The following is a 22,772-nucleotide window of genomic DNA, read 5'->3' on the forward strand; positions in this document are numbered from 1 at the left end:
ATGTGCTTCAAAAAGTAATATAATTCCTGAAATCTTCAATATTCTCATTATCTATGAGAAAGAAAAAGGTGTCAATTTCTTTTCGGACTATTTTATGTGCTTATTAGGACGAAGAAGTTCGTTCAACTCATCTTCATTCACATCCGCGAACCAATTGGGAGACCTGTATGCTTCAATCGTTTCAAAGCTCATATACTCCCCGGGTTTAACCGTTAACACATCACTCACTAACTGAAAGAATTTCACATCTATTTCGGGTTTCTTCCATTTCTTCTTCGTTAGGTAGGACCAAAGTCGGTCGACTTCAGCTTCTCCATAGCCAAGGATTTCAAATTCTTCTACTTTGCTGATAAGTGCTGGTTCCAAAGATTCATAAAAACGTTCATAAGGATGCTGATTATTCTTCATTCCCGTTCACCCCATCTGGGCTATATTTAGCCGGAATTGTTCACTACCTGTCATGCTTTGTCCACCCTTGTGCATATACATCATTGTATACGATAATACCAATTTTGAGAAGGCAGGGAATTTTATGTCAAAATTTCTGAAAGGCACCATGATCTTAATGATGGCCGCCTTTATTACTAGGATATTAGGGTTTGTAAACCGGATCGTCGTTGCGAGATTCATCGGTGAAGAAGGCGTCGGCCTGTTTATGATGGCTTTCCCGACCCTGATACTTGTCATCACCATCACTCAACTGGGCCTTCCTGTAGCCATTTCGAAAAATGTGGCTGAAGCTGAATCAAAAGGGGATATCCGGAAAGTAAAAAAAATCCTGGTGGTTTCCTTATCGATCACACTCGGACTTTCCATCATCTTTACCCCGGCTCTCATTTTACTTGCTCCCTATTTGACAGAAACTTTATTTACAGACGATCGAATCTATTATCCTCTGGTTGCCATCGCACCGATCATTCCGATTGTAGCGATATCCTCCGTCATCAGAGGATATTTCCAGGGAAGACAGAACATGAAGCCATCTGCTTATTCCCAAGTCATCGAGCAAGTGGTCCGGATTACGTTGATTGCCGTCTTAACCAAAACCTTTCTTCCATATGGGATTGAATACGCTGCCGCAGCTGCGATGGTAGCATCTGTATTAGGGGAACTCGCTTCCCTGCTTTACCTGTTCACAAGCTTCAAATTAAAGAAAAAATTCAAAATCAGACGAAACTTCTTCAAGTCGATCCGAAATGGCCGGGAGACGTTTAATGAGTTGATGAGTGTGGCATTGCCTACTACAGGGAGTAGAATGATCGGGTCGATTGCCTGGTTTTTCGAACCTATTGTCGTTGTCAATAGCTTAGCCCTTGCCGGAGTGGCGGCCGGGGTGGCAACGAAACAGTATGGGTCCCTTACAGGGTATGCCCTCCCTCTCTTGTTCCTTCCGTCATTCATCACACTCTCATTATCACAATCTCTTGTTCCAGCCATAAGTGAAGCGAACTCTCAAAAGAACTTCATATCAATTGAGTACAGGTTACAGCAGGCGCTGAGATTCTGCTTGATTACGGGTGGAATCTCCGTCGTCATCCTTTACATCTACGCCAAGCCTCTCATGCAGGTGATGTACGGAAGCGAGAGTGGTGCAGGCTTCTTGATGATCATGGCCCCCTTCTTTTTATTCTATTACTATCAAGGGCCCCTGCAAGCCGTCCTGCAAGCCCTTAACCTTGCAAGAGCCGCTATGATCAACAGCTTAATAGGTGCCGTGGTGAAGACCGGTGTCATCTTCATTCTTGCCTCACAACCCGCTTTTGGGATCAACGGAGCTGCTCTCGGGATTGTCACGGGCTTTATGCTCGTCACCATGCTTCATTTCATGACCATCCTTAAATACATTCCGATGACGATCTATTTACGGGATTACCTTAAGATTGGAATCGTACTGATCGCTACAGGAGCTTGGGGGCATTATTCTTATCTATACTTTTTCAGCGATGAAGGCCTTTTGTTCCGCTTATTATTTGGAGTCACGTCTTCAACGGTTGTGTACCTTCTCCTTTCAATCGCCCTTAAGCTTATCCTTAAAAGCGACCTTGCACGTATTCCATTTATCCGCAGGTTTATTGCAGTATAATTTCACCTCACATGAAAAATCCTCAACATCTTGTTGAGGATTTTTCATGTGGACGGTAACAGATCCTGCGTTTTATATACTACCGATTTTTTTCGTCAATATAGAATTGCCCATTTTGAAAGCTGCAAAAAGAAATCTCATGTATATTCTTAAAGCCTCTCTCCCTCAATTCCTTTCGTAACCAGAAAGCCGTTTTCCCGATCATATCCAGATGAGTGGTCTGGACCTGTCCATCCAGTATCAGCGGTAAGGTCAAGGACTGACCTGATTCCTCACTGTCATCTTTCTTTAATACCGATAGTTTTCCCGATGGTTCTAAAATGGCAAATTCAACATCGGCCACATTGAAGATATCTTTTTCTCTTAATTGCAAGAGTAAATCATCATAGTTGTACCGCTGCTTTTTCATCACCTTATCATCGATTTTACCGTTATGGATGATCACTGACGGTTTACCATCTAAAAGCTCACGGAATGATTTGGATCGCAGGGAAAACCAGGCAAATACCATTTGTATCATTACAATGACTCCCATTGGAAGCATCGTGTGGATAATCGGGTCCTTGGGTTGCTCGATGGCCATGACGGCCATCTCTGCGATCATGATGAATACCACCAAATCGAGTATGCTTAATTCACCGATCTCTCTTTTCCCCATGATACGAAAAATAAAGATGATCAAAAAGTAAAGAAAAAGAGTGCGTATAATAATAATAAAATATTCCTCCACTGCTTTTCCCCCTTCATACACATGTCACTATGTAGTATCGACAGATAGGGAAATTTAATGGGAGGAATAATTATCCACCCAAGAATGGCCGGATGTATTTGAAATACACGTAGACCGTTGATACTGCAAGGGAAATCAGCGTCACCGGTACACCGATAAGCAAATATTGATAAAACTTGATATGTACATTTTCCTTGGATGCAAGGCCCGCAATCACAAGGTTGGAAGAAGAACCAAGCAATGTACCATTCCCGCCTAAACAAGCCCCTAGTGCCAACGACCACCATAACGGATCCATATTGACCATCCCAAACTCTCCAAATTCCTGTATGACCGGAATCATGGCAGCGACAAATGGAATGTTGTCTACAATGGCTGACAATAAACCGGTTCCCCACAGAATGACAAATGCCGTTTTCTTCATATCCCCATCTGTCAGCCGCAAAATTTCACGGGCGATTTCATCTATGAAGCCCGCTTCTTCGACCCCTCCCACAAGAAGGAATAAGCCCATAAAGAAAAACAGCGTCCCCCACTCCACCTCTTTTAATATCGATTCCGGAGGATAAATCTTTTCTAGGAGCAGCATTAACAGAACAGCCCCGGCAAGAGAGACGGTCGTTACATCGAGATGAAACATCGGGTATAAAGAAAAACCGGCCAACACCAGTCCAAGCACAAACAGGGACTGAAGGAGCCCTCTGTCTTTCTTTAAATACTCTTCTGCATTGATTCCTTTAAGGAGTAATTTCCTGTCTTCCTTGACAAAGAGGACTTCTCTGTACAGGACACACATGATAAGTAAAGTAACGACGTAAACCATCAAAACGACGGGTAATAAATTTTCAATAAAGGCATTGAACGTAAAGTGTTTAACCGCCTGACCGATCATCATATTGGGCGGGTCGCCAATTAGAGTCGCCGTTCCACCAATATTACAAGCGAGGATCGTCATGATGAGAAAAGGAATGGGAGGAAGTTCAAGCAGCTTCGTCAATTTAAAAAGGATCGGCACTAATAACATGGCAATCGTTACGTTAGCTAAAAAAGCAGAGCCAACCGCAGCCAATAAGGAAAATAGTATGAGAAGAGCCAGTCCATTCCCGTTCACCCATTGAGCAAACCGAATCGCGATATACTCAAAGAACCCCGTTTTACTTGTCAACGTCACAATTAACATCATGGAAAACAGCAGAGTGATGGTTTTCCAATCTATATACGTAAACAACGCCTTCTCAATGGGAAAAGCTCCGATTAAAAGCATGGCAACACCGCCTGCCATGGCAGCGAGTACACGGTTCCATTTTTCAGTCATCAGAAGGATGTATACGGAAACAAACACAATCAACACGATTATCGGAGACATGGTCACAGCCCCTCCTTCTCCAGGAAGTTTCATACTAGTCTATGAGGCTTGACCATAAAAAATTTCTAGTCTTTTTCTAATGTTGGATGAATATGCTTGTACTATCACATGATTAAAATTTATATAGTTAGAAGGGAGAGGACCATCATCGAGGCGAAAAAAATGGGAGGTGCCGTTCTATACGGGACAACAACCATATTTGTCATAGCGATTGTCGCAAGCTTATTATTCTCTTTACTGCTTCGGTTTACGGAATTGACGGAAAGCTCCATCACATTATTTGTCACCATCATATCGTTTCTGTCTTTATTTGTTGGAGGATTTATGTCTGGTGGGAAAGGAAAGACAAAAGGATGGGTTCTGGGGGGATCAACAGGGCTCATTTACACCCTGGTCATCTTCTTATTTCAATACCTCGGATACGATAGTCTGTTTTCAATGGAGCAGCTCATCTATCACGGCTGCTACATCCTCACAGCCATGATGGGAGGGATCCTCGGAGTGAATATGAGTGGTGGAAAAAGGGATAATTAGTTCCCTCGCCGAATAAAAAAGGGTCCCTCCCAAAGTGTCTTGGCACAATGTTGAGGAACCCTTTTTTATTATACTTAATCTGCTCTCACTACTTCTCTGATCGCATTACGATCATATGTAAGACGGCTGCCGTCACCACATAGGATGACTACCTTTCCTTCTTCAATAGCATCGATCGCACCGTGCAATCCACCGATCGTGATGATTCTATCACCCTTAGCAAGCTCATTTTGCATTTTTGAAATGGCTTTTTGACGCTTTTGCTGAGGACGGATCAGTAAAAAGTAAAACAGAACGAACATCAATATTAAAGGTAAAATTGTTCCTAAACTTCCTCCCATTCTTTTCCCCTCCTTTCATCTTTCTATTTATGGTTTAGCTTTTAGAAGTTTTTCGCATCAGGTCGGTTGAATCCGTATTGCTCGAAAAATTCTTCTCTAAAGTCTCCCAGACGATCTTCACGGATCGCTTGTCTGACTTGCTCCATTAATTTTAACAGAAAATGAAGATTATGATAAGTCGTAAGGCGAATTCCGAACGTTTCGTCACATTTAATCAGGTGGCGGATATATGCACGGCTATAATTTTTACATGTATAGCAGTCACAATTCTCATCGATCGGCCTGAAATCCCTTGCAAACTTAGCGTTTTTCACGACAAGGCGGCCTTCGCTTGTCATAAGGGTACCGTTACGGGCAATACGGGTTGGAAGGACACAGTCAAACATGTCGATCCCACGAATCGATCCATCAATGAGGGAATCAGGAGATCCAACACCCATTAAGTAACGCGGCTTATCCGTCGGAAGATGTGGAGTCGTGAAATCCAGAACGCGGTTCATGACGTCCTTCGGCTCCCCGACAGAAAGTCCTCCGACTGCATAGCCAGGGAAATCCATGGATACAAGATCACGGGCACTTTGTTTACGGAGCTCTTCGTACTCCCCGCCTTGCACGATCCCGAATAATCCTTGATCATGTGGTCGCTGGTGAGCAGCCAAGCAGCGCTCTGCCCATCTGGATGTACGCTCTACGGAACTCTTCATGTACTCATATTCTGCAGGATACGGCGGACATTCATCAAAGGCCATCATAATATCAGAGCCAAGGGCATTCTGAATATCCATTGCTTTCTCAGGACTGAGGAAAAGCTTATCTCCATTCAAATGATGACGGAAATGTACACCCTCTTCCTCAATCTGGCGAAGCTTACTTAAACTGAACACCTGGAAGCCACCGGAATCGGTCAGGATGGCACGGTCCCAGTTCATGAATTTATGAAGGCCGCCTGCCTCTCTTATAATCTCGTGTCCAGGGCGTAACCATAAATGGTATGTGTTGCTCAGGATGATCCCGGCGTCCATTGATTTCAAATCCTCTGGAGACATGGTTTTTACTGTGGCCAACGTTCCAACGGGCATAAAGACCGGCGTTTCAAATGAGCCGTGTGGCGTATGAACGCGCCCCAATCTCGCTCCGGTTTGTTTACATGTTTTGATTAACTCATATTTTATTGCAGTCAACGTGCGAATTCTCCTTCCGCTTTAAGGGGTTAATAATTTGTTACATGGATGTATTACTTAATAAACATAGCATCTCCAAAGCTGAAGAAGCGGTATTGTTCTTTGACAGCCGTTTCATAGGCATGCATGACGTTTTCCTGCCCTGCAAAGGCACTGACCAGCATGATCAGGGTTGATTTCGGTAAATGAAAATTTGTGATCAGCCCATCGATTCCTTTAAATTCGTAGCCGGGATAAATGAAAATATTGGTCCATCCATTTTCCTCCACGAATGTTCCGTGTTTTGACGCAATGGTCTCAAGGGTGCGTGTTGACGTTGTTCCGACCGTTATGATACGGCCTCCCTTTGCTCTGACATCGTTCAAAAGACGGGCCGTCCCTTCAGAAACCTGATAGAACTCTGCATGCATATCATGTTCCTCAATCGTATCGACGGAAACCGGTCTGAACGTCCCCAACCCCACATGCAGGGTAATGAACGCAATATGTATACCCTTTTCTTTCAGTTCTTCCAGCAGTTTTTCCGTAAAGTGAAGACCAGCCGTCGGTGCTGCCGCTGAACCTCTTTCCCTTGCAAAAACGGTTTGGTAGCGGTCCTGTTCTTCCAATCGCTCGCGAATATATGGAGGCAGGGGCATTTCTCCCAATTCATCAAGAACTTCGTAGAAGATCCCTTCATAATGGAATTCAAGAATTCTTCCCCCATGCTCTTTTAAGCCGACACAGGTTGCTCTTAACTTTCCGTCTCCAAAAACAATCTCCGTCCCTACACGAATTCGTTTCGCAGGCTTGACCAGCGTCTCCCACTGATCTCCATCCTCTTGTTTCAGAAGAAGCACTTCAATATTGGCACCCGTATCTTCTTTTTGTCCAAAAAGACGTGCCGGTAGTACTCTTGTGTCATTTAAAACGAGACAATCCCCTTCGTTCAGGAAATCTACGATATTTTTAAATTGGAGATGATCAATGGATCCATCCTTTTTATCCAACACCATCAATTTACTCTCAGAACGATTTTCCAGAGGGGTCTGTGCAATCAGTTCTTCCGGTAAATGAAAATCAAAATCTTCTACTTTCACAATTTGTCACCCAGCTTACTTAAATCTCACCCATGAATCCTATTTAAATCGCCCAATTAAATAAAAGACAACGGAAAGTATAACACTTACCAGAATAGAAGTCATAAGTGGAAAATAAAATGTTGTGTTTTCTTTTTTAATGATAATGTCTCCAGGAAGCTTACCTATTTTGATAAATTGCATGAGGAATCCAATTATGAGAATGATTCCACCTATAATCATCAGTACCTTTCCCGTCAATTGTCCGGCACCTCCAACTGGAAATGTTCGTATACAAGATGCGTGACAATCCTTCCTCTTGGCGTTCTTTGGAGAAATCCAATTTGCAAGAGGTAGGGTTCGTATACATCTTCAATCGTGTGTGATTCTTCCCCAATACTCGCTGCGATTGTATCAAGTCCCACAGGTCCGCCTCTAAAGCGTTCAATGATACCTTTAAGGAGCTTATGATCGATATGATCAAGTCCAAGTTTGTCGACTTGAAGAAGCTCGAGGGCTTCACTTGAGAGGGTGGTTGTAATATCCCCATTCCCCTTCACCTGGGCAAAATCCCTCACCCTTCGTAATAATCGATTGGCAATACGCGGTGTCCCTCTTGACCTGCGCGCCAACTCCTCGGACGCGGTCGCTTCGATTTTTGTGTTTAAAATCGCTGCTGTCCGTTGAACAATTTCATTCAACTGTTCTTCATTATAATATTCCAATCGGCATAAAACACCAAACCGATCTCGGAGCGGGGCCGATAATGCACCGGCCCGGGTCGTCGCTCCCACGAGTGTGAAAGGCGGAAGGTCTAAACGGACAGACCGGGCACTCGGACCATTTCCGATCACGATATCCAGACAAAAGTCTTCCATCGCAGGATAAAGAACCTCTTCAATGGCCCGTGGCAAACGGTGAATTTCATCGATGAACAGCACATCACCAGGCTCCAGTGCCGTTAACACCGCCGCTAAATCTCCCGGTCTCTCAATAGCGGGACCGGATGTCGTACGTAAGTTCACGCCCATCTCATTTGCGATGACAGCAGCAAGGGTCGTTTTACCCAATCCAGGTGGACCGTAAAGAAGAACATGATCCAGGGTTTCCTGACGCATCTTGGCCGCTTCAATGAATACCTCCAGATTATGCTTTACTTTATCTTGCCCAATATATTGCTTTATTGTCTGCGGACGCAGGGAATATTCAAAGGAATCTTCATTTAACTCTGATTCGCCTGATACGATTCTTTCTTCCATCCAGACTTCCTCCCTTCATGGAATCCACTTATTTCAATAGGAGCTGAAGAGCTTTCCTGATGATTTCGTCCGAGGTATGCCCTTCTCCTTTTAACTTTGGGGTGATTTTCTTGATTTCACGTTCAGAATAGCCAAGGGCTTTAAGAGCAAGAATCGCTTCGTCAAAGGCCTCATCTTTCCCTGAGGATATTTCTGCCTCCTCAGGATTTGAGAATAAACTAGGAAAATAATCAGGCACAACATCCTGGAGCTTCCCTTTTAAGTCCAGTATCATCTGACGCGCCGTTTTCTTACCCACCCCGGGGAATTTTGTTAAAAAGCTCTCATTCTCTTCTTCAATGGCGGTGATCACCTGCTGGGGAGCACCTGAAGCCAGAATCGCCAAAGCTCCCTTTGGACCAATACCTGAAACATTTAATAGTTTCATAAAAAGTAATTTCTCTTCCATTGCCAAAAACCCGTATAGGGCAATGAGATCTTCACGCACATGCTGATATGTAAAAATCTGAATCTCTTGATTTTGATATTTAGAATAAACAAACGGATTCGCCGTATATAACTGATATCCGATCCCATTATTCTCCACTACTACATATTCAGGACCGACTTGACTAACCGTTCCTTTTATATACTCATACATCTATTTTTCTCTCCCTATTAAAAAACCCTGCGTAAAAAGTCATGTAAAACCTATTGTATCATATCACTATTTCCTGTGATCGGAAAGAGTGATGAAAAGAGAAACACTTGTTCTAATTTTATCAGATTGAACCAGGATTGGGCAGAAAAAAATTCAATATAAAAAACCAGTGGCGATCCCACTGGTTTTCACTGTCATTTTGGCACCGAGTAAGGTTTAAATTGTTCGAGAACCTCTTCATACTCTTCCTTCGACTTTATAGGAATGCCTTTGACTAAATCATCATGTCGTTTACTTTCAAGCCTCTTTACATCAATCTGGAAGAAGGACTGAATGATTTCTGCCTGTCCGGGTTTCCCATTGAATATGGAGAGGACGCCATTGTCAGAAATACCAAAATATCCATTCGTCTTTAATAGTGGTGAAATATCATCCATCTGTTTTTGAAACACGATCTGTTCTTCCGTCATATCCATCAGCTGCCAATCCTCATATGCAGCCCAGAAATCTTCCATGCTCCAAATCGTTTCCTGTACGATTTCCTCACTCACTTCACCATCCAGATATACTCTTTCAAGTATGACTGTGATCGTGTGGGCGGAAGTTACCTCTGCAGGCGTTTCATTCAGCTCCTCAAGAGAGCCCCCGTCAGCCGCCTGCTTCTCTTCTGTATAAAAGAATGTGAAGTAAAAAGCACCTATTAACAACATCACCATAAACACGATTCGAACCTTAATCGTCATCGTGATCACCTCGAACTTAATTTATGTAACGCTCTATCCACTAGTCTTGCCAAACCCTGTTAAGAATATCCAATCCGGAGTGAAATTTTTCAGGAGGGACGGACCTCGGGGGGAGTGGAGTTTTTTACCACCCTCACTAAAGGGAGGAGGATGCACACACCGGAGCTGAACAAAAAAAGACTACCAAAGAGATTGAACTCTTTAAGTAGTCTCACCCTTGTTACTCATTGATGCGGTTCTTCACTGATTTAAACATATCGTGCATATCAAAGTTGATTCCTTCTCTTGGCCCGCCGTCACGTAAATCATTGTCAATATTCCTGACCCGACTGAACGTCCCTTCATCAGTCACAACGGAAACCGTCCTTCCATGAAGATAAGGCTGTACGGCTTTTGTGACCCGGGCTTTCGTTTCCTCGATTTTGCTGTGGTCATCCAGCTCTACAGCAATGAGGACATCTGAACCATAAGCAACCGCACGAACGTCGCTGACATTTTCAACTTTCCCTGTAACATCGCCAATTTTCTCAGCTAAGTCCCCTTCATAAGCTGTATAGTAAGATCTCTTGGCATTTCGTGTATTATCATCAAGGTGTCCATGGTAATTCGCATCGCCATGGCTTGCGCGACCGTCTTGTGCTAAGAAATTCTCATCATAGTTGGCAAGTGGTCTTGAAGGGTTTTTAGGATTCCCATTCTCATCCCTTACTTGAAGGAACTCTCGTTTCTTTTGACGGATATCCTGACCCTCTTTCCCGACAGAATGGTCATACATTTCCGTTAGAGGTCCGTCCCTCTCATCTCCCTTATCTCCCCCGTGGCCTTCGTTTGAATAGAAGCCTAGTGGCTCATAGGAGTCTGTGTATCGATCTTGAGCTTCTTCTTCTCCACTATTACATGCAGCAAGGCCCAATGTCATGACGGCTGTTAATGGTACCATGAATAATCGTTTATTCAATGGTGATTCCTCCTTCAACCCAATTCTCGAGCATATTATGTGCTCACCATTAGGTTGTGAAAGGGGCTCACCTTTCATTCGGGTCAAAGTTTGGAGACATCCCCTACAATTGGGTATTGATCCTTTTCACTTCCCCATGCAACTCTTGATTGAATTGCATTCGCTGTGGGAATTGGTTAAGGGTTAAATCGATTAAATAACCCCACACACGCTGTTTATAGGATTGATCTTCGCGGATGAATCGATTCCACTCACGAAACACATCTGACGGATACATTAAACCAAGATAAAAAATAAGCTCATCCTCGTAGGATTGAAACGGAGTCTGGCGCTTGATGTCAGTTAATGTCCAATTTAAATATGGTAAAATCCGGTTGCAGAACTGCAGGTCATCGGTTAATTCTGTAGAAATTGACATTAAATCAAAGTCGATCATATACACTATTCCATTCTTTCCTCTTAAAAAATTATGATGTGCTACATCTCCATGAGTAATGCATTTTCCATTCTCATCGATGCCGATTGATTTTAATTCTTTCAGTGCCCACTTCCCCCATTCTAAATACGTATACAAATAATAAGGTTGAATGAAGGCTTGTAAATAGGGAAGATTATATTGAAACTGCACCATTCGTTTTTTCCATTTTTTCAACCATTGATATCTGGGAATCTCTGTGGTCCATGAGTCCCGGATTGTTTTTGTTACTGAATGAAATTTTTTCAGGACCTTTAATGCATCTTCCCGATCTTTGGATTGATCATAGCGTATGGATTGAGACGTTTCTAACCACGCCGTAATACCGATTGTCGATCCTTCAAATAATAATATCTCCCGCTCATGAATAGGATGAAACGGCAGGACGTGATAGAATTTTTCTCTTAACAGCGTTGAAATCAGCCGCTCCTGCTGTAAGAATTTCAGTTGATTTGGAAATCGTTTCACAAACCACTTTCTGCCATTGCTTTTCAGCTTCCATTTCCCTTCTTTTAACATTTTGAGGGATGCTCCGGGATCGTTCAGCTTATATTGTAAAAAAGAAAGGAGACGATGTGAATAATCGTCCCCCCGTACATGCATGTTAGCCCTCAAAGTCATCGTCATGGAAGTTCGGCATGGAAAATGCTCTTGGACCAAACATTCCTTGAGGTCCCATCGGCATTCCCATTCCCTGACCTTGAGGTCCCATCGGCATTCCTTGACCTGGCATTCCCTGACCCATCATCCCTGGTCCGAAGCCGTATGGTTGTTGCTGCATTCCTTGAGGCATTTGTTGTGGCATTTGCTGTTGCATCATCGGATGATGCATCATTGGCCCATACCCTTGAGGTCCACCGCATCCGCAATCACCTTGATCACTTGCTCCCATTACCCCGGATGGCTGACCCATCGGCATTTGACCGCCCATTTGTGCACCCATTACCCCGGATGGCTGGCCCATTGGCATTTGACCGCCCATTTGAGCACCCATTACTCCGGATGGCTGACCCATTGGCATTTGACCGCCCATTTGTGCACCCATTACTCCGGATGGCTGACCCATTGGCATTTGATAGCCATGCATCATCGGTGAAGACGGAGACTCTTCCGACATCGCTCCCTGTACTTGGCCTCCAGGTCCCATTGGATATCCACCCGGCATTCCTCCCTGGAAACCTGGTCCCGGCATGACAGGAGAGACCGGATAACAATTCTGTGGCCACATCATGGCCGGTGATACCTGTTGCGGCATTTGAACCGATGGATAATCTTCTTCATCTGATACACCCATCACTCCTGACGGCTGACCCATCGGCTGCTGCATAGGCATTTGCATCGGCTGCTGCATGTGCATCGGCATCTGCATCGGCTGTTGCATCGGCATTTGACCATGCGGCATGTATGGCATAACGGAAGAAGATTCTTCTTCATATCCCATTTGAGGCATCATTGGCATCTGCTGCATTCCCGGCATCATGGATGCCCCCTGAACCTGGCTCCCAGGACCCATTGGCATCCCTTGGCCCATCGGCATTCCATATCCTCCTGGCTGCATTCCCCATCCATGTGGTGGACAGAAACCTGGTCCTGGCATTACCGGTGATACAGGTACGCAATTATTTGGGTTATACATAGGTTGGGTGTTCCCTCCTTGTGGTTGTGATGGCATTTGTAAGCTTTCTTCTTCTTGAACACCTTGGACGGCTTCTTGCTTCGGTTTTGGCTTAGGCTGTTCTTTTGCTTTCGGAAGTACATTAGTAGGTTTAGGCGGCGTTTGAGGTTTTGGTTTTGGCTTTGCTTGCTGCTTTGGCATTTGCATTTGCATATTCGCCATATTCATCATGTAGTAGTTATTAATATCGATTTCCGGCACTACTGGTTGAGGCATTTTTGGAGCAAACGGCTTTTGTGCTTCTTTCGGCTTTTCTTTCTTTGGCTCTTCGACTGGCATGGCCATAGGCTTCTGCTCTTTGAACGGATGCTCTGCTTTAGGCATCTCTTTCTTAGGCATTTCCTTGGACCCGTATTTGATTTGTGTCTCTTTCTTAACGGATCCGCCTGTAGTCGGCACTTTAATTTTCATGCCAGGCATGATCATATCAGGGTTTGATAGCTGGGCATTCATTTGTTTTAACTCTTCGAAATTCACGCCATACTTCTTGGCGATTTTCCATAGAGTATCCCCTTTTTGAACAATATGGATTTTCACTCTTTTTCCCTCCTCAGGCATAAGTCTATATATCCTATGACAAGATAGGCAAATTGCTAATCATCTACATAAAAACTTATGTGTGTTCAAAAAAAAATATACCGTCTCAGGCGATGAGACGGTATATTTCAGCTTGGTCTTCATTATTTATTTATTCATTAAGCACGGGTTAACATGCGTTCTAAAGCGTATATTGCATTTTTTGATACATCTTCATCGACTTTAATGATATTTTCCGGTATTCCTTCAATAATTTTCTCCAATGCCCACACTAAATGTGGTAAGTCGATGCGATTCATCGTTAAGCAAGGACACATATATGGATTAAGTGAAACTATGTTTTTATCCGGATGCTGATTGATCAGTCTCTTCACAAGGTTCATTTCTGTGCCGATCGCCCAAGAAGAGCCCGGAAGAGATTGTTCGATGGTTTCGATTATAAATTTCGTGCTTCCATTCAAGTCTGATTTCTCTACTACTTCGCGGCGACATTCCGGGTGGACGATAATCTTCATGTCAGGATGATTGTTCCGGATTTCTTCTATATTCATCTCTGTAAAATTCTCATGAACGGAACAATGCCCTTTCCACAGGATCACTTTCACGCCATCAAGGTCCCCATCATGAACCAGCTCGTTTCGAATCGGATCCCATACAGCCATCTCACTCAAGGAAACACCAAGATCAGCTGCTGTATTGCGTCCTAAATGTTGATCAGGCAAGAATAGAATCCGCTCTTTCTGCCCTAATGCCCATTCAACCATTCTATGTGCATTTGATGACGTAACCGTCGCTCCCCCATTCTTTCCTACAAAGCTTTTGATCGCTGCTGTGGAATTGACATACGTGAGGGGAATGATCGTGTCACCAAATATCTCCATCAGTCTGGTCCATGCCTTTTCCGTCTGATAAATATCGGCCATATCTGCCATGGAACACCCCGCCCTCATATCAGGCAGGATGACAACTTGATTTTCATCCGTTAAAATATCCGCCGTTTCAGCCATAAAATGCACTCCGCAAAACACAATGTATTCCGCTTCTTTATTCTGAGCGGATATTTGGGCAAGCTGAAGAGAATCACCAACCGCATCAGCGAATTGGATCACTTCATCTTTTTGATAATGATGCCCCGGAATGAAAAGCTTCTTTCCAAGTAGAAGCTTAATATCCCTCACCCTGTTCTCCATCTCTTCTGTCGATAGACTAGTTATCGATTCAGGCAGAACTCCTGTTTGTTTCGTTAATTCATCAAGCAACCCCATATTCATACCCCTTTCGCGATTCCTGCACGTGCACTGATATCAAGTGATTTTACTGAATGTGTCAAGTATCCGAGGGAGATATAGTGAACTCCTGTAGCCGCGTAGGCTGAAAGACATTCCCTCGTAATACCTCCTGAAGCTTCTGTCACAATATGTGGAGGAACAAGCGCCATCCACTCACTTATAGTGGCAGGAGTGCAATTATCGAACATAATGACGTCTGCTCCGCTTTCAATCGCCTCCACCAGTTGCTCCCTGGTTTCAATTTCCACTTCCACTTTCACCATATGACCGATTTGACTTTTCACCTGCTTGACAGCATTTGTAATCGATCCGGCAAATGAAATGTGATTGTCTTTTAACATGACGGCATCATAAAGGCCGTTTCTGTGGTTGAATCCTCCCCCCGTCCTTACAGCATATTTCTCAAGCATCCGTAACCCCGGCGTTGTTTTCCGGGTGTCACATAAGCGGACTCCACTACCCTTCACCTGCTCAACAGCCCGATGGGTTTCAGTTGCTATCCCGCTCATGCGCTGGATCAAATTGAGGACAACCCGTTCAGCCTGGAGAAGATCCCTCATAGGACCCCTGATCTCTGCAATCAATTGTCCCGTTTCGACCATTTCCCCATCTTCAATGAACACCCTTGACTGGATCGATGGATTGAAGAGCCCGAACCCAAGTTCGATCACATCTTTCCCACAAAATATCCCGGTCTCTTTCATCAGGAATGAAAAAGATCCTTCATCGTCTTTAGAAAACAGGATTTCCGATGAGTGATCTCCATCACCCAGATCTTCACGATAAAACTCTTCAAGCATAGATTTTAGTTTCATTTTGTTCATGATATTCCACCCTCAATCGCCCATCTTTGTTTTGTAAAATCATTTTTCGTTTGAACCATGTTTCATTATCTTCCAGGGGATAATCTGATCGAATATGACCTCCCCTGCTTTCTGTCCGCAATAAAGCGGACTGAGTGACGAGTAAGCTTACAATCCACATGAAGTATGTATGAATCTCTTCACGTGAATTGAAATCGATATGCTCATGAAATGTCAGGGGTTGGGATCTTAACCAATTCAGATGAGTCATCAGTCCTTCATCTTTACGGATAATCCCTACATGTTCCATCATTTTTTCTTTCACATCACTGGACTGAAAAGGGATATGTGCCGACTCTCCTTCTTTAATGGGAGCAATCGAAGAGAGCAGAGGAGATGAATGATTGCCACCACCCTTTTGAATAAGGTATTTTCCAAGCCGGTCACCGTATACTAATCCTTCCAGTAATGAATTACTGGCCAGCCGGTTGGCTCCATGTATACCGCTGCAGGCTACCTCTCCAATCGCATATAGTCCCGGAATATTGGTCCTGCCCACACGATCGGTCACTACTCCCCCCATCATAAAATGACATCCGGGAGAAACAGGGATCTTCCCTTCCTCAACAGAAATCGTATGTTTTGAGCAAAGGGAGGAGATGGACGGGAACTTCTGTTGAAAGTCTTCTATTCTACTTATATCTAAATAAACTTCTCTCCCTTTTTGCCGCTCCTTAAAGATGCTTTCAGCCACAATATGGCGTGGTGCAAGCTCCAGGAGGGGATCCACTCCCTCCATGATCCTTTCTCCCTTATCGTTTAGCAGAAGAGCTCCTTCCCCCCTTACTGCCTCTGAAATAAGACCGCATGTTTTTCCGTTCAGCCAAAGCAAAGTCGGGTGAAACTGGATGAACTCCATATCCGAAAGCTTAGCCCCGGCAAGAAAAGCAAGGGCCATTCCATCACCCGTTACCGCCGGATGATTGGACGTAGAGGGGTATAAGCCCCCGATCCCTCCCGTGGCAAGAACAACGTGGGAAGCGAAATAATAGCGGATAGCATCACTCTTATCCTTCGTTTTCACCCCGCAACAGTGACCCCTTTCATCTTTAACAAGCTCGTAAACCATTTCACCTTCAATAAATTCGACTTTGTTTCTTGAAAGGGATTTCAATAAATGCTTAATCAAATACTTCCCTGTCTGATCTCCCCCACTATGCAATATGCGACTTGCGCTGTGGGCCCCCTCCATCCCGAGGGAAAGACTCCCATCTTCTTTCCGGTCAAAAGGTGCCCCTTCGTTGACCAGGGATTCTACGATTCTTTTTCCATCTACAATGAGTTGGTTCACGCTATCTTCATCCTGATGATAACGTCCAGCTTCTAATGTATCGTTATAATGAGCAAGGACAGAATCATTGTGTCCTAAAGCTGCTGCAACACCACCTTGTGCAAGATATGAGTTGCCACTTACGATTTTATCCTTTGTGATAATCATCACATAAAAATGATCTTGAAGTTGGCGTGCCAATTGCAATGCTGCAATGCCACTTCCAACGATCAAAACATCGGCCTTTTCCATCAAAAACCCTCCTGATTATTTACAGGTGTCTTGACACATATATTTACACATATTTAAACTAATGACAAGAGTTTTTTACAAGACTCATATATTCAGACTATTTTAAACAAAGGCAGGTTACATGATGAACTATTTTGATTACGCTGCTACAACCCCTATTGACCCTGAAAGCCTGAATGTGTATCAAACAGTCAGTGAGGAGTTCTGGGGGAATCCGAGCAGTCTTCACGACATAGGCGGAAAAGCACAGCTTCTACTGACAAAGTGCAGAGAAAAATTGGCTGGAATCCTTGGTGTCCCGTCTAAAGGGATCTACTTTACTTCCGGGGGAACAGAAGGTAATCATTTAGCCCTTGTCACGCTCGCACTAAGCAGGAAGTACAAGGGAAAACACATCATCATTGGTGGTGCAGAACATTCATCCCTGCATTCCTCTGCCGCTTTCCTTGAACAATGGGGGTTTACCGTGACGAAGATCCCCACCACGTCTCAAGGATTGGTTCATCTAAAGAAACTCGAAGAATCTATTTCAGAAGAAACAACCGTCGTGAGCATCGGACATTGCAACGGGGAAATCGGGACGATCCAGCCTCTCCGGGACATCAAGAACCGGCTGAAGATCAATGATATATTGCTGCACAGTGATATGGTCCAATCCTTTGGGAAAATAGACATCACGGGATTCACTTCCATCGTAGACAGCTTCACTCTATCATCTCATAAAATTTACGGACCAAAAGGAGTCGGAGCCCTTTATATCAATCCTTCTATCGATGTCAAACCTATGATCCCCGGACAGTCACATGAGGATGGCTTCAGGGGAGGAACGGTGAATCTGCCTGGAATAGCAGGGTTTGTGACAGCCGCAGGTATTTGTCATGATTCCTTTTCAATCCCGCATTATGTCCGGTTGAGACACCATTTCTTATCACTTTTAGAAGAACTTCTCCCGGGTTCCTACACTCTCTATGAGGGACCCGCACACGCACAGCTGCCACATGTAATCGGCCTTGGAATTCATGGGCTTGAGGGTCAGTGGCTCATGCTTGAATGCAACCGGAGGGGTATGTGCATTTCCACAGGGAGCGCATGCGGGACAGGGACTCTGGACATGTCGAAAACACTGGCCAGCATGGGGGTCGATCAAAGAGCGGGGAAAGAATTCATACGCATTTCATTTGGGAAAGAGACAAAGGAAGGGCATATAGAGAAACTTGTTCACACATTATACGAAATACACGGTGCTCATGTATCTTCCTTAACTTGAAGAACAAGTTGTGGTATGATTTCCTATATAAATTGGGGACGGAGGAGATATCTTTGGCAGGAAAAAAGATCCTTGGAGATGAGAGAAGACAATGGATCCTCGATAAACTAATCACAAAACAGGCCCCTATAACAGGTGGCGATCTCGCTAAACAGACCAATGTCAGCCGCCAAGTCATCGTAAGCGACATTACATTGCTGAAAGCAAAAGGAGAACCCATCATTGCAACGAGTCAGGGCTATTTGTATATGCCTGCCTCGAATCAGGACACGATGATTGAACGGACGGTTGCTTGCCGGCATACACCTGAGCGGTCGGAAGAAGAACTCTTCTTACTTGTCGATCACGGCGTCACCGTTAAAGATGTGAAGATCGAGCACGGCGTTTACGGAGATTTAACGGCTTCAATCATGGTTTCAAACCGTAAAGAGGTAGAACAATTCATGAACAAAATTGAGGATACAGGAGCTTCCTTCCTATCGGAACTGACAGATGGAGTTCATTTACATACGTTATTGGCTCCAAATGAAGAAACCCTTGAAAAAGCGGAAAATGCCCTTCATGAAGCAGGGTTTTTAATTGAATCTTAATGGTAAAGGCAGATTTCCGATCGGAAATCTGCCTTTATACTGTTCAATTATCCAATAAATAAGAAGAATACGTCCCGATCATTTTCACTTTGCATCCCAGGGCTTCCATTTCACTGATCGCTCCTGGAAGAAGGACATCATCCATTTCATGAGCCACATCAATTAAGAAGAAATAATCCCCCAAACCTGTTTTCAGTGGTCTTGATTCAATTTTACTCAAGTTCAATTGTCTCCACGCAAAGGTTGATAATACCTGATGCAGCGCTCCTGATCGATCTTTTGGTAGAGTCACCATCAAGGTCGTCTTCTCCATGCTTTTTTCCTGTGAAAGCGACAACGGATCAGCCGTCTTATGTAAAACGATGAACCTGGTATGATTATAGGCAAAGTCATGAATATTTTCATGCAGGATATTCAACCCGTATTTTTCTGCCGCCAGCTCGTTTCCAATTGCACCAAGGAACATGTCAGGATTCTCACTCACGAATTTAGCAGCGGCTGCCGTACTCGTAGTCTGTTCCAAGGGTACTCCCTTAAACTGCTTATGTAAAAACTTATGGCACTGTGCCAATGCGTGGGAATGGGAAAGGACCTTCTCGATGGTACCTTCACTTTCACTCCATTCTGGATGTATCATTAAGTGCTGCTGAATCGCAGACGTCAATTCAGCTACAATCGCTAAATTCGCTTCATGAAACAAATAATCGACCGTAATATGTACCGAGCCTTCCAGGGCATTTTCTAATGGGACGACGGCATAATCGACCTCATTCTCTATCACCGCTTCAATGCAGTCCGGAATCGTCACATACGATACCGTATTTTCTTCTGGGAATGCCTTCTTAACAGCTAAATCTGTAAAGGAAGCCCGGGGTCCTAAATACGCAATTTTCACTATGATCTTCCTCTCACTCTCACCAAATTTATTGAACATTCTAACACGTATACAAACAAAGAGGAAGAGCTTTTAAACAAAAAAGAAGCATTAGGCTCCCGAACCTAATACTTCCACTTTCTCTACAAATTCCAATCTTCTTAGTTTTGAGAGTAAGTCTTCCAATCCGATCGTAAGGTCAGTCACATTTAGAGATAGTGTGACATTCGCTCTTCCCTGTAACGGGATCGTCTGATGGATCGTTAATATATTACAACCATGCTTGGCCGTTTCACTCAGTAAATGAGACAACGTTCCTGAACGGTCCTCCAGATGAAAGAACAGCGTGATGATTCTCTCCTTCACCACGGTGTGAAAGGGAAACACTGTATCACGATATTTATAAAAGGCACTCCGGCTTAAATCGACCCGATGGACCGCTTCCCATACTGAGTCAGCCTTGCCTCTTTCAATCAATTCTTTCGCATCCAGGGTTTTCTTCATCGCTTCAGGCAGCACGTCTTCCCGTACTAAATAAAATTTGCCTTCTTGAAATTTTTTCCCCAATGACTATTCCTCCAATTGTCTAGCTGCAGAGGTTAGAGGCAGCATGCCCCTTTAAAAACCGCTTTCGCTTTCTATTGTAGAGCAGGTGGCGGCAAATTTTAGCCGCCACCTGCTTTTTCGTCTGAAATAGATAAAGGATGAAACTTAATCTACAAATTCGAACTCATATTTCAACAAGCGGATCGTGTCGCCGTTTTCGGCACCACGCTCACGAAGGGCTTCATCCACACCGTACGAACGAAGCTGTCTTGCGAATCGTCTCGTAGAATCCTCCCGTGAGAAATCGGTCATCTTGAATAATCTCTCAATCTTCGCACCGCTGACAACGAATGTTCCATCAGGATCACGTGTGATTTCGAACTCTCTCTCCTCTTCTTCATGTTTGTATACAACACGATGAATGCCAGTTTCCTCTTCTTCATGAATAGGGAATTCAGATGTCGTTTCCACTTTGTCGGCTACAGCATATAGAAGCTCACTCAGCCCTTGACGCGTAACGGCCGAGATCGGGAACACAGGATAATCTTCCTGAAGTTTTTCTTTGAAAATCTTCAGATTCTCTTCTGAATCAGGCATGTCCATTTTATTGGCAACGATGATTTGAGGTCGCTCCGTTAAACGAAGATTGTATTGCTTAAGCTCTTCATTGATGGTCAGGTAATCCTCGTATGGATCTCTTCCTTCCATTCCACTCATATCGATCACATGGACAATGACACGCGTACGTTCAATATGACGAAGGAATTGGTGACCGAGTCCAACGCCTTCATGGGCTCCTTCAATCAATCCAGGCAAGTCGGCCATGACGAAACTTCTACCGTCTCCCGTTTCAACCATTCCAAGATTCGGAACGATCGTTGTGAAATGATAGGAAGCAATTTTCGGCTTAGCTGCTGAAACGACTGAAAGCAATGTGGATTTCCCGACGCTTGGGAACCCTACCAATCCAACATCAGCCAGAAGCTTCAATTCCATCACGATATAGCGCTCTTGACCCGGCTCCCCTTTTTCAGAAAGCTCAGGTGCAGGGTTGGCAGGCGTAGCAAAACGGGAATTCCCTCTTCCACCACGGCCACCCTTCGTAATCACGGCACGTTGACCATGCTGCACCAGGTCGGCAATCGTTTCACCCGTGTCATCATCCTTCACCACTGTTCCAGGTGGAACCTTGACAACCATATCTTCAGCATTTCGTCCATGCTGGTTCTTACTCATCCCGTGCTCTCCACGAGGTGCCTTGAAATGGCGTTGATAACGGAAATCCATCAGAGTTCTTAATCCTTCATCCACTTCGAAGATAACATCTGCACCGTGACCGCCATCTCCACCTGCGGGACCACCTTTAGGTACATATTTCTCACGACGGAAGGCAACCATACCGTTTCCGCCGTCACCGCCCTTTGTATAAACCTTGACCTGATCTATAAACATACTTTCACTCCTAACTTATCCGTGCAACATTTGAATTTCCGCCTCACTTGAAGCGACTATCCAGCAATTACATGAATGACAAGAACCTCTTCTTGAAGTTGTTCTATTTCTATATTTTCTCCGTTTGATTGTTGATATTTAATCCAGTCTTTTACCACGCTTGTACTCTTTAGTATACCTGTGAAATCAAATATAAAACGGGAATGTTCTTTTGTAATGTCCAGTAAGATGGATAATTGATTCTCTACATTGTTCATTACATTTGATTCAAGGAATTCCAGAAACTCCTTGCACCAGTTGAAAAGCCTCTTATCTTCAAGCCCGTGTGAGGACTCACATTGAAGGACTTCAAAATCCAGCTTAATCAAATGTCTTGACCAATTATATGTTAATATCCATTCTGCCAATAATGGAAGTTTTAAATTTGATAGCTTTGATTCATTTTGTGCAACAAGGACCATTTCTTCAATCACTTGCTTCGCCCGCTCCACACGATCAAGATCCAGGTTCCCTTTAATTAATTGCAGATCATTCATCCAGTCGTGGCGAGCATGTCTTAATGCCTCGACTACACCCCAATTTTCGCTCATAATCTAACTCCTATACTTTAAGTGCTACCTGTAAGTATATCAAAGATGGGAGTGGTGCGTATATCGTTTCTGCGAAATTGATGGGTGTGAATGAAAATCGGGGGGATGCTGGATTTTCAAGGAATTGAAAATAAATCCTTACTTTTGAAAATAAATGGGTGTGAATTGAAAATAAAATTCTAAATTTGAAAATAAATCA

24 protein-coding genes are annotated in these 22,772 nt (G+C 43.9%); 4 read left to right on the forward strand and 20 right to left on the reverse strand.

Features of this window, described 5'->3' with window-relative positions; all coding sequences use genetic code 11:
- Positions 1-87: 87 nt before the first annotated feature.
- On the reverse strand, positions 88-408 hold the full coding sequence (locus tag ACCB35_RS15440; RefSeq protein ID WP_044339537.1) for a post-transcriptional regulator: 321 nt from the start codon (positions 406-408) through the stop codon (positions 88-90).
- Positions 409-532: 124 nt separating this feature from the next.
- Here ACCB35_RS15440 and spoVB point away from each other — a divergent pair, with 124 nt between their 5' ends.
- A complete protein-coding gene (gene spoVB / locus ACCB35_RS15445; protein WP_374054387.1) occupies positions 533-2,083 on the forward strand; it encodes a stage V sporulation protein B in 1,551 nt (516 codons plus the stop codon).
- 79 nt (positions 2,084-2,162) lie between these two features.
- On the opposite strand, the gene ACCB35_RS15450 is transcribed toward spoVB, so the two are convergent.
- Together ACCB35_RS15450 and ACCB35_RS15455 are read right to left on the reverse strand one after the other, a co-directional pair.
- A complete protein-coding gene (locus ACCB35_RS15450) occupies positions 2,163-2,813 on the reverse strand; it encodes a DUF421 domain-containing protein (RefSeq protein ID WP_374054388.1) in 651 nt (216 codons plus the stop codon).
- 70 nt (positions 2,814-2,883) lie between these two features.
- Positions 2,884-4,179, reverse strand: coding sequence for an ArsB/NhaD family transporter (locus ACCB35_RS15455; RefSeq protein WP_374054389.1), 1,296 nt, complete (start codon positions 4,177-4,179; stop codon positions 2,884-2,886).
- Between the two features lie 108 nt (positions 4,180-4,287).
- Between ACCB35_RS15455 and ACCB35_RS15460 the strand changes: the two genes are divergently transcribed.
- The gene (locus tag ACCB35_RS15460; protein ID WP_374054390.1) at positions 4,288-4,713 is read left to right on the forward strand and encodes a TIGR04086 family membrane protein; all 426 of its coding nucleotides are present in this window, start codon (positions 4,288-4,290) and stop codon (positions 4,711-4,713) included.
- A gap of 74 nt (positions 4,714-4,787) precedes the next feature.
- Here ACCB35_RS15460 and yajC read toward each other — a convergent pair whose 3' ends face one another.
- The 13 genes from yajC to nadB form a co-directional block, all read right to left on the reverse strand.
- Complete coding sequence (gene yajC, locus ACCB35_RS15465; RefSeq protein ID WP_044339533.1) at positions 4,788-5,054, reverse strand: preprotein translocase subunit YajC; 267 nt, start codon at positions 5,052-5,054, stop codon at positions 4,788-4,790.
- Between the two features lie 41 nt (positions 5,055-5,095).
- Positions 5,096-6,235 carry a tRNA guanosine(34) transglycosylase Tgt gene (tgt, locus tag ACCB35_RS15470; protein ID WP_044339532.1) on the reverse strand — a complete coding sequence of 380 codons (1,140 nt, stop codon included), beginning with the start codon at positions 6,233-6,235 and terminating at the stop codon, positions 5,096-5,098.
- A 53-nt stretch (positions 6,236-6,288) separates the two neighbouring features.
- Positions 6,289-7,314, reverse strand: a complete 1,026-nt coding sequence (gene queA, locus ACCB35_RS15475; RefSeq protein ID WP_374054391.1) for a tRNA preQ1(34) S-adenosylmethionine ribosyltransferase-isomerase QueA — start codon at positions 7,312-7,314, stop codon at positions 6,289-6,291.
- Between the two features lie 39 nt (positions 7,315-7,353).
- Positions 7,354-7,536 (reverse strand): DUF2905 domain-containing protein, encoded by a 183-nt coding sequence (locus ACCB35_RS15480; RefSeq protein WP_044339679.1) that lies wholly within the window; start codon positions 7,534-7,536, stop codon positions 7,354-7,356.
- Positions 7,537-7,550: 14 nt separating this feature from the next.
- Positions 7,551-8,552 (reverse strand): Holliday junction branch migration DNA helicase RuvB, encoded by a 1,002-nt coding sequence (gene ruvB / locus ACCB35_RS15485; protein ID WP_044339530.1) that lies wholly within the window; start codon positions 8,550-8,552, stop codon positions 7,551-7,553.
- 28 nt (positions 8,553-8,580) lie between these two features.
- A complete protein-coding gene (gene ruvA, locus ACCB35_RS15490) occupies positions 8,581-9,192 on the reverse strand; it encodes a Holliday junction branch migration protein RuvA (RefSeq protein WP_044339529.1) in 612 nt (203 codons plus the stop codon).
- A gap of 194 nt (positions 9,193-9,386) precedes the next feature.
- Positions 9,387-9,935 carry a BofC C-terminal domain-containing protein gene (locus ACCB35_RS15495; protein WP_374054392.1) on the reverse strand — a complete coding sequence of 183 codons (549 nt, stop codon included), beginning with the start codon at positions 9,933-9,935 and terminating at the stop codon, positions 9,387-9,389.
- A 220-nt stretch (positions 9,936-10,155) separates the two neighbouring features.
- Positions 10,156-10,893, reverse strand: coding sequence for a YhcN/YlaJ family sporulation lipoprotein (locus ACCB35_RS15500; RefSeq protein WP_374054393.1), 738 nt, complete (start codon positions 10,891-10,893; stop codon positions 10,156-10,158).
- A gap of 103 nt (positions 10,894-10,996) precedes the next feature.
- Positions 10,997-11,995 carry a phosphotransferase gene (locus ACCB35_RS15505; RefSeq protein ID WP_082051295.1) on the reverse strand — a complete coding sequence of 333 codons (999 nt, stop codon included), beginning with the start codon at positions 11,993-11,995 and terminating at the stop codon, positions 10,997-10,999.
- Positions 11,973-13,580 carry a SafA/ExsA family spore coat assembly protein gene (safA, locus tag ACCB35_RS15510; RefSeq protein ID WP_374054394.1) on the reverse strand — a complete coding sequence of 536 codons (1,608 nt, stop codon included), beginning with the start codon at positions 13,578-13,580 and terminating at the stop codon, positions 11,973-11,975. Before safA ends, ACCB35_RS15505 begins: the two co-directional genes overlap by 23 nt.
- A 158-nt stretch (positions 13,581-13,738) precedes the next feature.
- A complete protein-coding gene (gene nadA / locus ACCB35_RS15515; protein WP_374054395.1) occupies positions 13,739-14,845 on the reverse strand; it encodes a quinolinate synthase NadA in 1,107 nt (368 codons plus the stop codon).
- Positions 14,846-14,847: 2 nt separating this feature from the next.
- Complete coding sequence (gene nadC / locus ACCB35_RS15520; RefSeq protein WP_374054396.1) at positions 14,848-15,693, reverse strand: carboxylating nicotinate-nucleotide diphosphorylase; 846 nt, start codon at positions 15,691-15,693, stop codon at positions 14,848-14,850.
- Positions 15,662-17,254 (reverse strand): L-aspartate oxidase, encoded by a 1,593-nt coding sequence (gene nadB / locus ACCB35_RS15525; RefSeq protein WP_374054397.1) that lies wholly within the window; start codon positions 17,252-17,254, stop codon positions 15,662-15,664. The genes nadC and nadB overlap by 32 nt, the downstream gene beginning before the upstream one ends.
- 121 nt (positions 17,255-17,375) lie before the next feature.
- Here nadB and ACCB35_RS15530 point away from each other — a divergent pair, with 121 nt between their 5' ends.
- Positions 17,376-18,521, forward strand: coding sequence for an IscS subfamily cysteine desulfurase (locus ACCB35_RS15530; RefSeq protein ID WP_374054398.1), 1,146 nt, complete (start codon positions 17,376-17,378; stop codon positions 18,519-18,521).
- Positions 18,522-18,574: 53 nt separating this feature from the next.
- Positions 18,575-19,111: a transcription repressor NadR gene (locus ACCB35_RS15535; RefSeq protein ID WP_374054399.1), complete on the forward strand. Its 537-nt coding sequence runs from the start codon at positions 18,575-18,577 to the stop codon at positions 19,109-19,111.
- Positions 19,112-19,154: 43 nt separating this feature from the next.
- Here the strand turns inward: ACCB35_RS15535 and pheA are convergent, their stop codons facing one another.
- From pheA to ACCB35_RS15555, 4 genes are all read right to left on the reverse strand, one after another.
- Positions 19,155-20,045: a prephenate dehydratase gene (gene pheA / locus ACCB35_RS15540; RefSeq protein WP_374054400.1), complete on the reverse strand. Its 891-nt coding sequence runs from the start codon at positions 20,043-20,045 to the stop codon at positions 19,155-19,157.
- 51 nt (positions 20,046-20,096) lie between these two features.
- A complete protein-coding gene (locus ACCB35_RS15545; protein WP_044339521.1) occupies positions 20,097-20,552 on the reverse strand; it encodes an ACT domain-containing protein in 456 nt (151 codons plus the stop codon).
- A 144-nt stretch (positions 20,553-20,696) separates the two neighbouring features.
- Entirely contained in the window at positions 20,697-21,983 is a 1,287-nt protein-coding gene (obgE, locus tag ACCB35_RS15550; RefSeq protein WP_374054401.1) for a GTPase ObgE, read from the reverse strand.
- 56 nt (positions 21,984-22,039) lie between these two features.
- Positions 22,040-22,573: a Spo0B C-terminal domain-containing protein gene (locus ACCB35_RS15555; RefSeq protein ID WP_374054402.1), complete on the reverse strand. Its 534-nt coding sequence runs from the start codon at positions 22,571-22,573 to the stop codon at positions 22,040-22,042.
- Between the last annotated feature and the right edge of the window lie 199 nt (positions 22,574-22,772).

This window comes from Rossellomorea sp. FM04394, from assembly GCF_041889765.1.
Taxonomy (GTDB): domain Bacteria; phylum Bacillota; class Bacilli; order Bacillales; family Bacillaceae_B; genus Rossellomorea; species Rossellomorea aquimaris_B.

What these genes read in the sequence shown, in the direction of transcription:
- ruvB (WP_044339530.1), bottom strand. Translation starts at nt 8,552, where the DNA reads ATGGAAGAAAGAATCGTATCAGGCGAATCAGAGTTAAATGAAGATTCC.
- ACCB35_RS15495 (WP_374054392.1), bottom strand. Translation starts at nt 9,935, where the DNA reads ATGACGATTAAGGTTCGAATCGTGTTTATGGTGATGTTGTTAATAGGT.
- yajC (WP_044339533.1), bottom strand. Translation starts at nt 5,054, where the DNA reads ATGGGAGGAAGTTTAGGAACAATTTTACCTTTAATATTGATGTTCGTT.
- ACCB35_RS15505 (WP_082051295.1), bottom strand. Translation starts at nt 11,995, where the DNA reads ATGACGATGACTTTGAGGGCTAACATGCATGTACGGGGGGACGATTAT.
- obgE (WP_374054401.1), bottom strand. Translation starts at nt 21,983, where the DNA reads ATGTTTATAGATCAGGTCAAGGTTTATACAAAGGGCGGTGACGGCGGA.
- ACCB35_RS15555 (WP_374054402.1), bottom strand. Translation starts at nt 22,573, where the DNA reads ATGAGCGAAAATTGGGGTGTAGTCGAGGCATTAAGACATGCTCGCCAC.
- ruvA (WP_044339529.1), bottom strand. Translation starts at nt 9,192, where the DNA reads ATGTATGAGTATATAAAAGGAACGGTTAGTCAAGTCGGTCCTGAATAT.
- spoVB (WP_374054387.1), top strand. Translation starts at nt 533, where the DNA reads ATGTCAAAATTTCTGAAAGGCACCATGATCTTAATGATGGCCGCCTTT.
- nadB (WP_374054397.1), bottom strand. Translation starts at nt 17,254, where the DNA reads ATGGAAAAGGCCGATGTTTTGATCGTTGGAAGTGGCATTGCAGCATTG.
- ACCB35_RS15530 (WP_374054398.1), top strand. Translation starts at nt 17,376, where the DNA reads ATGATGAACTATTTTGATTACGCTGCTACAACCCCTATTGACCCTGAA.
- ACCB35_RS15460 (WP_374054390.1), top strand. Translation starts at nt 4,288, where the DNA reads ATGATTAAAATTTATATAGTTAGAAGGGAGAGGACCATCATCGAGGCG.
- pheA (WP_374054400.1), bottom strand. Translation starts at nt 20,045, where the DNA reads ATGTTCAATAAATTTGGTGAGAGTGAGAGGAAGATCATAGTGAAAATT.
- nadA (WP_374054395.1), bottom strand. Translation starts at nt 14,845, where the DNA reads ATGGGGTTGCTTGATGAATTAACGAAACAAACAGGAGTTCTGCCTGAA.
- ACCB35_RS15455 (WP_374054389.1), bottom strand. Translation starts at nt 4,179, where the DNA reads ATGTCTCCGATAATCGTGTTGATTGTGTTTGTTTCCGTATACATCCTT.
- ACCB35_RS15480 (WP_044339679.1), bottom strand. Translation starts at nt 7,536, where the DNA reads ATGATTATAGGTGGAATCATTCTCATAATTGGATTCCTCATGCAATTT.
- nadC (WP_374054396.1), bottom strand. Translation starts at nt 15,693, where the DNA reads ATGAACAAAATGAAACTAAAATCTATGCTTGAAGAGTTTTATCGTGAA.
- ACCB35_RS15440 (WP_044339537.1), bottom strand. Translation starts at nt 408, where the DNA reads ATGAAGAATAATCAGCATCCTTATGAACGTTTTTATGAATCTTTGGAA.